Origin of the sequence: Neisseria bacilliformis (assembly GCF_014055025.1) — a bacterium.
Taxonomy (GTDB): Bacteria; Pseudomonadota; Gammaproteobacteria; order Burkholderiales; family Neisseriaceae; genus Neisseria; species Neisseria bacilliformis.
On sequence record NZ_CP059571.1, the window covers coordinates 342,442 to 355,370 of the forward strand.

General features: G+C 61.0%; 12 protein-coding genes. 7 read left to right on the forward strand and 5 right to left on the reverse strand.

What is annotated here, in order from left to right; translation table 11 throughout:
* Positions 1-53: 53 nt before the first annotated feature.
* The 3 genes from H3L91_RS01695 to H3L91_RS01705 all read right to left on the reverse strand — a co-directional run bounded on the left by H3L91_RS01695 (position 54) and on the right by H3L91_RS01705 (position 2,845).
* Complete coding sequence (locus H3L91_RS01695) at positions 54-458, reverse strand: DUF2478 domain-containing protein (RefSeq protein ID WP_007341704.1); 405 nt, start codon at positions 456-458, stop codon at positions 54-56.
* A 102-nt stretch (positions 459-560) separates the two neighbouring features.
* On the reverse strand, positions 561-2,588 hold the full coding sequence (locus H3L91_RS01700) for a TonB-dependent receptor plug domain-containing protein (RefSeq protein WP_007341705.1): 2,028 nt from the start codon (positions 2,586-2,588) through the stop codon (positions 561-563).
* A 74-nt stretch (positions 2,589-2,662) separates the two neighbouring features.
* A complete protein-coding gene (locus H3L91_RS01705) occupies positions 2,663-2,845 on the reverse strand; it encodes a hypothetical protein (RefSeq protein ID WP_154647175.1) in 183 nt (60 codons plus the stop codon).
* A gap of 69 nt (positions 2,846-2,914) precedes the next feature.
* Here H3L91_RS01705 and dnaE point away from each other — a divergent pair, with 69 nt between their 5' ends.
* Genes dnaE through H3L91_RS01720 form a run of 4 tightly spaced genes read left to right on the forward strand, consistent with a single transcriptional unit; the run spans position 2,915 to position 8,253 of the window.
* A complete protein-coding gene (gene dnaE, locus H3L91_RS01710; RefSeq protein ID WP_007341707.1) occupies positions 2,915-6,343 on the forward strand; it encodes a DNA polymerase III subunit alpha in 3,429 nt (1,142 codons plus the stop codon).
* A gap of 7 nt (positions 6,344-6,350) precedes the next feature.
* Positions 6,351-6,473 (forward strand): hypothetical protein, encoded by a 123-nt coding sequence (locus H3L91_RS12430; protein ID WP_007341708.1) that lies wholly within the window; start codon positions 6,351-6,353, stop codon positions 6,471-6,473.
* A gap of 57 nt (positions 6,474-6,530) precedes the next feature.
* Positions 6,531-7,895 carry a tRNA uridine-5-carboxymethylaminomethyl(34) synthesis GTPase MnmE gene (gene mnmE, locus H3L91_RS01715; protein WP_007341709.1) on the forward strand — a complete coding sequence of 455 codons (1,365 nt, stop codon included), beginning with the start codon at positions 6,531-6,533 and terminating at the stop codon, positions 7,893-7,895.
* 16 nt (positions 7,896-7,911) lie between these two features.
* The gene (locus H3L91_RS01720; protein WP_007341710.1) at positions 7,912-8,253 is read left to right on the forward strand and encodes a DUF1311 domain-containing protein; all 342 of its coding nucleotides are present in this window, start codon (positions 7,912-7,914) and stop codon (positions 8,251-8,253) included.
* A 251-nt stretch (positions 8,254-8,504) separates the two neighbouring features.
* Here the strand turns inward: H3L91_RS01720 and H3L91_RS01725 are convergent, their stop codons facing one another.
* On the reverse strand, positions 8,505-8,972 hold the full coding sequence (locus tag H3L91_RS01725) for a DUF2750 domain-containing protein (RefSeq protein WP_007341711.1): 468 nt from the start codon (positions 8,970-8,972) through the stop codon (positions 8,505-8,507).
* A 9-nt stretch (positions 8,973-8,981) separates the two neighbouring features.
* Positions 8,982-9,527: a ribosome biogenesis factor YjgA gene (gene yjgA / locus H3L91_RS01730; RefSeq protein WP_040659302.1), complete on the reverse strand. Its 546-nt coding sequence runs from the start codon at positions 9,525-9,527 to the stop codon at positions 8,982-8,984.
* A 102-nt stretch (positions 9,528-9,629) separates the two neighbouring features.
* Here yjgA and pmbA point away from each other — a divergent pair, with 102 nt between their 5' ends.
* The 3 genes from pmbA to H3L91_RS01745 all read left to right on the forward strand — a co-directional run bounded on the left by pmbA (position 9,630) and on the right by H3L91_RS01745 (position 12,732).
* A complete protein-coding gene (gene pmbA / locus H3L91_RS01735) occupies positions 9,630-10,958 on the forward strand; it encodes a metalloprotease PmbA (protein ID WP_040658583.1) in 1,329 nt (442 codons plus the stop codon).
* A 302-nt stretch (positions 10,959-11,260) separates the two neighbouring features.
* On the forward strand, positions 11,261-11,758 hold the full coding sequence (locus H3L91_RS01740; RefSeq protein ID WP_007341714.1) for a disulfide bond formation protein B: 498 nt from the start codon (positions 11,261-11,263) through the stop codon (positions 11,756-11,758).
* A 113-nt stretch (positions 11,759-11,871) separates the two neighbouring features.
* Positions 11,872-12,732 (forward strand): ParB/RepB/Spo0J family partition protein, encoded by an 861-nt coding sequence (locus H3L91_RS01745; RefSeq protein WP_040658586.1) that lies wholly within the window; start codon positions 11,872-11,874, stop codon positions 12,730-12,732.
* Positions 12,733-12,929 lie beyond the last annotated feature (197 nt).

Consider the following 12,929-nt stretch of genomic DNA (forward strand, 5'->3'; position numbering starts at 1 on the left):
AACTCGTCGTCCGCGCCGCCGCAGAACTGCCGCCAGTCGTCCAGATATTTGCGTCACACGGCGGTGAGCACGGGGATGCCGGCGGAAACGGCGGCGAGGTATTCGGCGTTCAGTCCCCGGTTTTCGATTTCGGCATGGCCGAATTTGTTGAAAAACAGGATGTCCGCGCCTTCGTCGGCGGCACGGCGCAGCACGGATGCCGCTTCGGCGAGCAGGCGGCCGTCGAGTTTGCAGCCCTGCGAGCCGCTGCCGAGCTGTTGGAAGATTTCAAAAGACTGCCCGTCAGCCACGGAGACAAGCTGCGATTTGATGTGTCGGCCTTGTGCGTCGAGCGGATTGAGCAGCCCGGCGGCGCGGATGCCTGCGGCCTGCGCGGCATGGGCGGCCTGCCACAGCGCGGCGGCAGCATCGTCGCCTTCGCCGTCGTACACCAGCGCGGCAATGGCAAAATCGGTCATGCGTGTTTTCTTTCGGAGGTTTGGGAGGGGGATTGTACGCGGTCTGCTTTGAGGCCGTCTGAAAAGCGGTTTTCAGACGGCCTCTCGGTTTTTCAGGCTGCCTTAAAAGGTGTAGCGCAGGTTGGTGTACCAGCTGCGGCCGGGCATGGGGTAGCCGTCGGTGAGTTCGTATTTTTTGTCGGTGATGTTGTCGAGGCCGATTTCCCAGCTGAGGCCGTCGCGGATGTTCCAAACGGCTTTGGCATCGTACACGGCGTAGCCGCCGAGTTTGCGGGTGCTGCTGCCGTAGGCGGAGCGGCGGCCGCTTTCGAGGCGGGCGTTGGCGGCAAGGGTGAGGTGGCGGCTGGGGCGGTATTCGGCGAAGGCGTCGGCTTTGTGGACGGGGGTGCCGGTGAGGACGGTGCCGCCGTCGAGGTCTTTGCGGTTGAGGTAGCCGTAGCCGAGGCCGAGTGTCCATTGGCTGCCGATGTTTTGGCGCAGGCTGATTTCCGCGCCGGTGTGGCGGGTGCGGCCGATGTTTTGCGCCTGGTTGCAGTAGCCGCGTGTGCCGGAGCGGCGGCAGGCGTTGCGGGTGGGTTCGGGGACGAGGGCGTTTTGGATTTCGTTGCTCAGGCGGCTGTAAAACACGGCGGCTTCTGCCTGCGCGCCCTGCCAGGGCTGCCCTTTCCAGCCGAGTTCGATGTGGCGGGCGCGCTCGGATTTCAAATCGGGGTTGGGGAGGGCGCGTCCCATGCGGAAGGAGTAGCGGTCTTTGATGCTGGGGAAGCGGGATTTGCTGGATACGGTGGCGTAGACCATTTGGTTTTCTGCGGGGCGGTAGCTGAGTTCAATGAGGCCGTTCAGGGAGTGGGTTTTGCCTTTTTGGTAGCCGGCGGGCAGTTCTTTGGCGGCGAGGTGCTCGTAGTCGGCACTGCTGCGCAGCCGCCATTGGGGGGTGAAGTCGATTTGGTGTTCGACGGCAAACTGGTGGGCGGCATCGCGGAAGCGGGTTTCTTTTTCCTGGTCGTGGTGGCGGTTGGTTTTGTATTGGTAGCCGAACTGTAAGAGTTGGTTTTGGAAGGCGGAGGTGGAGAAGTTGACGCTCGCGCCGAGGGTGCGGTCTTTGTAGGGGCTGAGGGCGGCGTCGGGGGTGGTGTAGCTGCTGTCGGTGTAGGACTGCATGCCGTTTTTGTAGCTGTCGTGGTAGAGGCGCACTTTGAGGCGGTTGGCCTGCCCCAGTGCGGTGTTGCCGATGAAGTAGAAGCTGTCTTTGTCCCAGTAGGGCCAGCGCCAGTAGCGGGCTTGGCTGTTGGGGGCGTCTCCTGTGTACACGGGCTGTTGTTTTTCGCTGCGGATGCCGCTGTATCCGAGGGCGTATTCGTCGGTTTCGTTGGGGGTGAGGCCGAATTTCAGGGAGTAGTGGCGGTCGGTGCGGCCGGCGTTTTCGCGGTAGCGACCGGTGTCGGTGGGGCGGGCTTTGAGGTCGCTGAAATCTTTGGGCAGCCTGAAACGGTTCTGGTGCAGGTAGGCGAAGCCGCCCTGTACGTAGAAGCGTTCGGTGGCAGAGCCGAGGTTGAGTGAGACGTTACGGCCGCTGCTGTCATCCAGGCCGACCTGTGCGCTGCCTTCAAAGGCTTTCTGCGGTTTGCGGGTAACGAGGTTGATCGCGCCGCCCATGGTGTTGAAGCCGTACATCAGCGATGCGCCGGCTTTGGCGGTGCGGATTTCGGCGAGGCCGGGGGTGGGGAAGCGGGCGAAGTCGACGTAGCCGTCGTAGGGGACGTATTGCGGGATGCCGTCGAGAAACAGGGGCACTTGGCGGGCGTCGAAGCCGCGCACGCGGATGCCGGTTTCGTTGCGGCCGCCGGAAAAGTCGATGCTGACGCCCGGCTGGGTGGCGAGTGCCTGGGCGATGTCCCGGCTGTTGCTGCGGCGGATGTCTGCGGCGCGGACGACGCTTTCGTCCGCCGCCGTGTCGCGCCGCCCGCGCACGGTGATTTCGCCCAGCGTAAAGACGGACTCGGCGGCGGCTTTGGGGCTGTTCTGGCTGTCGACAGGGGTATCGGCGGGATTGTCGGCAAATGCCTGCGGGGCAAAGGCGGCGGCCAAGAGGGCGAGCAGGACGGGATTGGGGCGGGGGGTCGGGTTCATGGTGGTTTGTAAGGTTTAGTTAAGATTTGGTGAATGTAACGCGGTATGCGCTTGGCTGTTATCAGCCGATGGGATTAGGCCGTCTGAAAACTGGGGATGCGTTTTAACGCCGGTGAAGTTTCGTTTTCAGACGGCCTTTCGGTTTTCAGACGGCCTCGACTGTGCCGTTTTGCATGGCGGATAAGGATGGCGGCAGGCAGGCGGCGGCTGCCGGACGGCAAAGAGGCCGTCTGAAAAACGTCTGCGGCGTGGGGCAACGGCGAAACGGGTTTTTCAGACGGCCTGTTATATAATCCGCGCTTTCGTTTTTCCGCCGGATTTCTGCCATGACTGCCCCCGTTTACATTCCCCTGCGCCTGCATACCGAGTTTTCGATTACCGACGGCATGGTGCGTATCAAAGAAGTGGTGAAAAAGGCGCAGGAGTATGGTTTCCCCGCGCTGGGCATCAGCGATTTGATGAACGAGTTTGCGCTGGTGAAGTTTTACAAAGCCTGCCGTGGGGCGGGGATCAAGCCGGTTGGGGCGGCGGATGTGTGGATCGGCAATCCGGCCGCGCCCGACAAGCCATTTCGGGCGATGCTGATTATCCGCAATGAGGCGGGTTATCTGCGTTTGAGCGAGCTTTTAACGGCGGCTTATGTGGGCGAGGGGCGCAATCTGCACCATGCCGAGTTAAACCCCGAATGGCTGGATTCGGGCGACAACAGTGGGCTGATCTGTCTTTCTGGCGCGCATTTGGGCGAAATGGGCGTGAATCTGTTGAACGGCAACGAAGACGCGGCGCGTGCGGCGGCGTTGAAGTATGCGGCGTGGTTCCCCAATGCGTTCTATCTGGAGCTGCAACGCCTGCCCGAACGCCCCGAATGGGAGGCTTGCGTTTCGGGCAGCGTGAAGCTGGCGGAGGAATTGGGTTTGCCGGTGGTGGCGACGCATCCGACGCAGTTTATGAGCCGCGATGATTTCAACGCACACGAGGCGCGGGTGTGCATCGCGGGCGGCTGGGTGCTGACGGACAAGAAACGTCCGCGCGATTTTACGCCGAGCCAGTTTTTCATCCCGCCGGAAACGATGCTGGAACGTTTCGCCGACTTGCCCGAAGCCTTGGAAAACACGGTGGAAATTGCCAAACGCTGCAATATCCATATCACGCTGGGCAAAAACTTCCTGCCCCTGTTCCCGACGCCCGACGGTCTGTCGCTCGACGATTATCTGGTGAAACTCTCCAACGAGGGCTTGCAGGAACGCATGGTTCAGCTTTATCCCGATGAGGCGGAACGGGCGGCGAAAATGCCGGAATATCAGGAGCGGCTGGATTTTGAGTTGAACATCATCATCCAGATGAAATTCCCCGGCTATTTCCTTATCGTACAAGACTTTATCAACTGGGCGAAAACGCACGGCTGTCCGGTCGGGCCGGGACGCGGTTCGGGCGCGGGTTCGCTGGTGGCGTATTCGCTGAAGATTACCGACCTCGATCCGCTGAAATACGCGCTGCTGTTCGAGCGTTTCTTGAACCCCGAACGCGTTTCCATGCCTGACTTCGACGTGGACTTCTGTCAGGCAAACCGCGGGCGCGTGATTGAATATGTGCGCGAAAAATACGGCGCGGAAGCGGTGAGCCAGATTGTTACTTTCGGCACGATGTCGTCCAAAGCCGTGATCCGCGATGTGGGGCGCGTGCTGGAGCTGCCGTTTACCCTGTGCGACAAACTGTCTAAGCTGATTCCGCTGGAAGCCAACAAACCTTTGGGTTTGGACGATGCAATGAAGGCGGAGCCGCAGATTCAGGAATTGATTGAAGCGGAAGAAGCGGACGAACTGATTACGCTGGCGAAAAAGCTGGAAGATTTGACGCGCGGTCTGGGCATGCACGCAGGCGGCGTGTTGATTGCGCCGGGTAAGATTTCCGATTACAGCCCCGTGTATCAGGCAGACGAATCCGCTTCGCCCGTATCGATGTACGACAAGGGCGACGTGGAAGACGTGGGCTTGGTGAAGTTCGACTTTTTGGGCCTGCGCAACCTCACCATCATCGAAATGGCGCAGGACAACATCAAAGCCACCACCGGCGATATTGTCGATGTGGGCACAATCCCGCTCGACGACCAAGCCGCCTACAAAATCTTCCGCGATGCGAACACCACCGCCGTATTCCAGTTCGAATCGACCGGCATGAAAAAAATGCTGAAAACGGCGCACACCACCAAGTTTGAAGAACTTATCGCCTTCGTATCGCTCTACCGTCCCGGCCCGATGGACAACATCCCCGACTTCGTCGCGCGTATGAAGGGTCAGGAATTCCAATACATCCACCCGCTGCTCGAAGACATCCTCGCGCCGACCTACGGCATTATGGTGTATCAGGAACAAGTGATGCAGGCGGCGCAGATTATCGGCGGCTACTCGCTCGGCGGCGCGGACTTGCTGCGTCGTGCCATGGGTAAGAAAAAGCCCGAAGAAATGGTGAAACACCGCGAAATCTTCGCCGAAGGCGCGGCAAAACAAGGCATTTCGCGCGAAAAATCCGACGAAATCTTCAACTACATGGAAAAATTCGCCGGCTACGGTTTCAACAAATCCCACGCCGCCGCCTACGCCCTGATTTCCTACCAGACCGCATGGCTCAAGGCGCACTACCCCGCCGAATTTATGGCGGCAACCATGTCGTCTGAATTGGACAACACCGACCAGCTCAAACACTTTTACGACGACTGCCGCGCCAACGGCATCACCTTTCTGCCGCCCGACATCAACGAATCGTCCTACCGCTTTGTGCCCGACGGCAACAAACAGATCCGCTACGCCCTCGGCGCAATCAAAGGCACGGGTGAAGCGGCGGTGGAATCCATCATCGCCGCCCGAGAAGCCGGCGGAAAATTCACAGGGTTGTTGGATTTTTGCGAGCGCGTCGGCAAAGACCACATGAACCGCCGCACCCTCGAAGCCCTGATACGCGGCGGCGCGTTCGACAGCATCGAGCCCAACCGCGCCATGTTGATGGCCAACATCGATTTAGCGATGGAAAATGCCGACCAAAAAGCCGCCAACGCCAATCAGGGCGGGCTTTTCGACATGATGGATGACGCGATCGAGCCGGTGAAACTCTCCGCCGCCCCCGCGTGGAGCGAATCGGAGAAACTCGCCGAAGAAAAAACCGTGATCGGCTTTTACCTCTCCGGCCACCCTTTCGCGCCCTACGAACAGGAAATCCGCCGCTTCGCCCCCGTGTCATTAGGCCGTCTGAAAACGCAGGACAGCGTGCGCGTGGCCGGCTTCGCCACCGGCGTGCGCACCATGAACGGCAAAAGCGGCCGCTTCGCCATCGTCCAGCTCGAAGACCGCAGCGGCTTTGCCGAAGTGAGCGTTTCGGGCGAACTGCTCGAAGAAGCGCGCGAGCGGCTCAAAGCCGACCAAATCCTCATCGCCGAATGCCGCGTCAGCCACAGCGACTACAACGGCGGCGAGCTGCGCATCCGCGCCAACAGCATCATGACCCTGCCGCAGGCGCGCGAAAAATTCGCCCGCAGCCTCACCCTCACCGCCACCCCCGAGGCCGACATCCCCGCCCTCGCCGCCCTGCTCGAATCCGCCCGCAAAACCGGCGGCGGCATCCCCCTGCGCCTGCGCTACCGCAACGGCGGCGCGTCGGGCGAAATCGACCTGCAAAACCAATGGCAGATCGAAGCCCGCGCCGAACTTTTCGAGCAGCTGCAAAGCCTGCTCGGCGAATACGGCGTCAGCGTCGGCTGGTAAAACGGCGTTGGAGCCGTCTGAAAACCGTTTTTCAGACGGCCTCAACGCCGAATGCGCCACGCCGTGCAAACAAAATCCCGCCGCCGCCATGCCCTTTCAGACGGCCTCAAAACCCGCAGAGGCCGTCTGAAAACCGTTAAAACATTCCGGCGCAAACCAAGCCCGCAAACCGAACAGAAAGACCGCCATGTCCGCCACCCCCCAAACCATCGCCGCCGTCGCCACCGCCCCCGGGCGTGGCGGCGTGGGCGTTATCCGCATTTCCGGCAAACACCTGCTGCCGCTGGCGCAGCAGATCAGCGGCGGCAAAACCCCGCAGCCGCGCCTTGCCCTCTACACCGATTTTTACGACGCAGAGAAACGCACCATCGACAGCGGCCTGATGCTCTATTTCGCCGCGCCCGCCAGCTTTACCGGCGAGGATGTCATCGAACTGCAAGGCCACGGCGGGCCGGTGGTCATGCAGATGCTGCTGTCGCGCTGTTTGGAATTGGGCGCGCGCCTTGCCGAGCCGGGCGAATTCACCAAACGCGCCTTTCTCAATAACAAACTCGACTTGGCGCAGGCCGAAAGCGTGGCCGACCTGATTGACGCGTCCAGCCAGTCCGCAGCCCGCATGGCCGTGCGCTCGCTCAAAGGCGCGTTTTCCCAACACATTCACGCGCTTGTGGACGACCTGATTACGCTGCGGATGCTGGTGGAAGCCACGCTCGACTTTCCTGAAGAAGACATCGACTTTCTCGAAGAGGCCGACGCGCGCGGCAAGCTGGAAAACCTGCAAGGCCGTCTGAAAGCTGTATTGGCGCAGGCGCAGCAGGGCGCAGTGTTGCGTGAAGGCATGAATGTGGTGTTGGTGGGCGCACCCAACGTCGGCAAATCCAGCCTGCTCAACGCACTGGCGGGCGACGACATCGCCATCGTTACCGACATCGCCGGCACCACGCGCGACACCGTGCGCGAACAAATCACCCTCGACGGCGTGCCCGTGCATATCACCGACACCGCCGGCCTGCGCGACACCGACGACACCGTGGAAAAAATCGGCATCGAGCGCAGCGGCAAAGCCCTCGCCCAAGCCGATGTCGCCCTGATTCTGATCGATCCCGCCGAAGGGCTGAACCAAAAAACCCGCGACATCCTCGCCGCGCTGCCCGGAAATCTGAAAAAAATCGAAGTGCACAACAAAATCGATTTAAGCGGCGGCACGCCCGAGTTTTCAGACGTCCTTTGCAGCGAAAGCGGCGCGGACACCCTTATCCGCCTGTCTGCCAAAACCGGCGCGGGCCTGGATCTGCTCAAACGTGCCCTGTTGCAGCAAATCGGCTGGCAGGGCGAAAGCGAAGGACTGTTCCTCGCCCGCCGCCGCCACACCGCCGCCCTCGAAGCCGCGCAAACCGAGCTGGAACACGCCGCCCGCTGCGGCAACCACCAAATCGAGCTGCTGGCCGAACACCTGCGCCTCGCCCAAGCCGCGTGCAGCGAAATCACCGGCGAATTCACCGCCGACGACCTCTTGGGCGTGATTTTCTCGCGCTTCTGTATCGGCAAATGAAAAAGGCCGTCTGAACATGAAAAAACACCTGTTTGCCCTGTTGCTTGCCGTTTGTGCCACCGCGCAGGCCGAAGTGTGCATTAACGTGATTTGCAGCGGCGACGAAGAGCGCGAACGGCAGGCCGCCGCAGAATTGTCTGCCGAATTGCAGCGCAGCCAAACCCTGCTCGAACCCCACCGCTTTGCCGGACTCGTGCACACGCAGCAGACATGGGAAACCTTTGTCAAAGAAGACTGCCGCTACAACCATACCCGCTATGTGCAATATTCCCGACACACCTGTTTCATGAAACACTACCGCGACCGTCTCGAAGAAATCAGGCAGCGTAACGATTTGTTTATAAAAAGCATGCAGTAATACTTTCAGACGGCCTGTTGTTTAAACGGCAGAAACCGCGTGCGTCGCCTCGGGGCGACACACCCTACGTATGGTTCGGCACGGGCGGGATTCGGCCGCCGAGGTAGGGTGTGTGGCGCAGCCACGCACGCGGTTGCTGTATTGCGGCGGTTGCCCGGGCGGCTGTTTGCCGCAAAGAGGCCGTCTGAAAAAACGAAATATGTTTTTTCAGACGGCCTCTGGTTATTGTGTCGCCGCTGCGCGGCGGCGGTTCAGTTCAGCCGTTTCTGTCCGGCCATTTCGCGCTCCCATTCGAGGCGGTAGTTCATCAGTTCGCCGTAGCCGTCGATCAGTTCGGTGCACTGCATCTGTTCGGCGGCGTCGAGGATGTCGGCCAGCACTTCCACGGGTTCGATTTCGAGGCCGTAGAGTTCGGGGTCGAAGTCCACGCCCAGGAGTACGGCGTCCTGGTCCATACTGACCAGCCATTCGTGCAGGAAAAAATCCAGCGGCAGTTCTTCGATTTCGTAGTCGGCCCATTCTTCGGCGGTGCAGGCTTCGGCGGCGGCGCGTTCGTGCCAGACGCAGAATACGGGCACAGGTTCACCGTCGTCTTCTTCATATTCGGTGGACGGGCATTCGGCCACGTCTTCGTCCAAAACGAGGGTGTAGACGGTCTGCGTGCCGAGTATGGCGCGGATGAAGCGGTTGTAGTCTTCGTCTTGCGGGTGGGGGAACATGGTTTTTCCTTATTCTGCGGGGTGTTGCAGGCCGTCTGAAATGTGGTTTTCAGACGGCCTCTGCGCTTCCATGGCGGCTTTGAGTGCCTGATAGAGGGCGCGGAAGTGTTTGGGGGGCTTGCCAAGCTCTTTTTCTTTGCGGGCGTTGCGGATGAGGGTGCGCAGCACACTCAGGTCGGCTTCGGGATGGTCGGCGGCAAAGGCGGTGAAGGCTTCGTCGTTTCCGATGAGGCGTTCGCGCATGTGTTCGACGCGCTGCAAAAAGGCGTTGTGGGCGTGGTTTTCGCCTTTGAGGCGGGCGAGGAAGTCGCGGATGGGGGCGGGGTCGGTTTCGCGCATCAGGCGGCCGATGTATTGGTTCTGCCGTTTGAGCGCGCCGTTGGCGGTGATTTTTTTGTAGTCGCGCACGGCTTGGTACAGGTCTTCGGGCAGGCCGATTTTTTTCAGCGTGTCGTCCGAGAGGCGGGTGAGCTCCATGCCCAGATCCTGCAAGTCGTTCATGCGTTTTTTCATTTGGGTTTTGCTGACCCACTCTTCGTTGTCGGTTTCGCTCATTTTGCGCTGTGCGGTTGGTTGCGGCAGGGGCGGCATTTTAGCAGCAATATCCGCCGCGCGCGGGTAAAATGCCGCCCGATGATTATGTGCCACGGAGAGATTATGTTCACCCATTCGCCGCAGGAGTTGTCCGATTTGTGCGCGCTCGCGCTGGATATTGCCAAACAAAAGGGCGCAACCGCCGCCGAAGCCGATTTGAGCGAATCGGTGGGGCAGGACGTGCAGGTGCGTTTGCAGGAAATCGAACACATCGAGCACCAGCAGGACAAGTCACTGGACATCACCGTTTACCTCGGGCAGAGCAAAGGCCGCGCCAGCACCGCCGATTTCTCGCGCCGCGCCATTGAGGAAACCGTGTGCGCCGCGCTGGACATCGCCCGCCACACCGCGCAGGACGACTGCGCCGGTCTGGCCGACGCGGAGCTGATGGCGCGGGAATTCGGCGATTTGGACAAATACCATCCGTGGGAGCTGTCCGCCGAAGAGGCCGCCGCCCTCGCCCGCCGCTGCGAAGCCGCCGCCCTCGGTGCCGATGCGCGTGTGAAGAACTCCGAAGGCGCGGACGTGCAAACCTCGCACTACCAGTTTGCCTACGGCAACAGCCACGGCTTTCTGCAACACGAACGCGGCACGCGCCACAGCGTTTCGTGCAGCGTTGTCGCCGAAGCGGGCGGTACCATGCAGCGCGACTACTGGTACGACCTCGCCCGTTCGCGCGAAGAGCTCGACAGTATGGAAAACATCGGCCGCACCGCCGCCCTGCGCACCGTCCGCCGCCTCGGTGCCGCCAGCCTGCCCACGCGCAACTGCCCCGTGCTGTTCGACGCCACCGTATCCGGCAGCCTCATCGGCCATCTCGTCGGCGCACTCTCCGGCGGCGCGCTCTACCGCCAAAGCAGCTTCCTCACCGACAGCCTCGGCACGAAAATCCTGCCCCAAAACCTCAGCCTGCGCGAAGAGCCGCACATCCCCCGCGCCTGGGGCAGCACCTGGTTCGACAGCGAGGGCGTCGCCACCTGCCCGCGCTTCGTCATCGAAAACGGCGTGATACAGGGCTACTTCCTCTCCTCATACAGCGCGCGCAAACTCGGCCTGGCCACCACCGGCAACGCCGGCGGCGCGCACAACCTGATTCTGAACGCCACCTGCCCGACGCAGGCCGGGCTGCTGCGCCAGATGGGCAGCGGCCTGTTAGTTACCGAGCTGATGGGGCAGGGCGTGAACATGCTCACCGGCGACTACTCGCGCGGCGCGGCCGGATTTTGGGTGGAAAACGGCGTCATCCAATACCCCGTCGAAGAAATCACCGTCGCCGGCCGCTTGCAGGACATGTTCGCCGACATCGCGGGCGTGGCCGACGACGCCCTGCGCCGCTCCTCGCACAAAGTTGGCTCCATCCTGATCGGCAGCATGACCGTGGCCGGGCAGTAAAAACACCGCAGAGGCCGTCTGAAAGCACAGCTTCGGCGCAGCCAAAACCGTTACAGATTTTCAGACGGCCTCTGCCGCACGAAGTATGGCGTGCGGCTTGTCGTGCACGCGGTTTCAGAATGCCTGTAAAACCAAAAACACTCTGCCCTTGACGCAGGGTGTGTCGTCCCGAAACGACGCACGCGATATTTGCCGTATAACGGATTGAGGCCGTCTGAAAACCGTTTTACCGATTTTCAGACGGCCTCAATACCGATGCCGAACGGGTATAATCCGCCCGTTTCCAACACCCAAACAAACATATGAAATCCTACCGCAGCGTCCTTGCCGCCATCTCCCTCCTTGCTGCCGCCGCCACGGCCGGCTCGTTTTTCGCCCAATACGTCATGGGGCTGAACCCCTGCCCGCTGTGCATTCTGCAACGCGTCGCCGTTATCGCCGTGCTGGCAGTGTCCGCCCTCTGCCTGCTCTTGCCCGCCGCCAAACCCGCCGGACGCACCGCTGCTGCGCTCCTGGTGAGCCTGCCCGCCGCATGGGGGCTGTACACCGCCGTTTACCAAATCTGGCTGCAAAGCCTGCCCGAAACCGAACAACCGAGCTGCGGCGCGCCCTGGACCTTCCGCCTGAAAGAATGGCCGCTGTTCGACTGGTGGCGGTTCGTCGTCGAAGGCTTCGGCAACTGTGGCGTGCGCGAATACGTGTTGGGCGTGCCCCTGCCCGTATGGAGCGCGCTGTTCTTTTGTGCCGTGCTGCTGCTGGTGTGGGGCATGCTGTTCAAAATGCGGCGGCAGAAAGGTTGAGGCCGTCTGAAACCACGATTCGGTGCAGCCGAAACCGGTGTGCCGAAAAATAAAACTGCTTTTCAGACGGCCTTTCCATTAAAATGGCGCGGATTTTTGTAAGGAAGAACACCATGGCAAAACTACCGGGCGGACTGGGGCGCGGGCTGGATTCCCTGCTTTCCGGCAGCATAGAAGACGGGCGGGGCGACCGTTTGGCCGTCGCCGCCGTGGGCGACATCCGCCCCGGCCGCTACCAGCCGCGCGTGCAGATGGACGACGAAGCCCTGCACGAGCTGGCCGAATCCATCAGGGCGCAGGGCGTCATCCAGCCGGTTATCGTGCGCGAACACGGCCTGTCGCAATACGAGCTGATCGCCGGCGAACGCCGCTGGCGGGCGGCGCAGCTGGCCGGTTTGGCGGACATCCCCATCGTGGTCAAAAACATCAGCGACGAAACTGCGCTGGCGATGGGTCTGATCGAAAACCTGCAACGCGAAAACCTCAACCCGATAGAAGAAGCGCGCGGCCTGAAACGGCTGGCCGACGAGTTTTCCCTGACGCACGAAACAATCGCCAAAGCCGTGGGCAAAAGCCGCAGCGCGGTGTCCAACAGCCTGCGCCTGCTCGCCCTGCCCGAACCGGTGCAGGACATGCTTTACCGGCGACACTTGGAAATGGGGCACGCCCGCGCCCTACTGACCCTGCCGGTGGTCGACCAGCTGGAATTGGCGCAAAAAGCGGTGAAAAACGGCTGGTCGGTGCGGGAAGTGGAAAAACGCAGCAGAATGGCGCAACAGCCGGCTGCGGAAAAAGCGTCCAAAACCATCCATCCCGACATCCGCCGCCTGAACGAGGCACTGACCGAGGCTTTGGGCGTGAACGCGGAAGTGAAAAGCCATAACCGCCGCAGCGGACGCATCGTGCTGCATTTCGACAATCCGGAAATGCTCGACGCGCTGCTGGAACGGCTGGGCGTGGACAACGGACAATAGGCCGTCTGAAAAACATTCCGACACAGCGGAGCAGGGCGTGATGCAGGCGGCCTGTTCCATAAACAGCCGAACCGCTCCTCAGGGATGATGCGCACGGGAATTGCGAAAAATATTTTTAAAACATTAAATTAAATATGCCGTTACTCGGACGGCAGCGGTTTTGTGCAAGCGGTGGTTTAATCTGCTGTTAAAATATT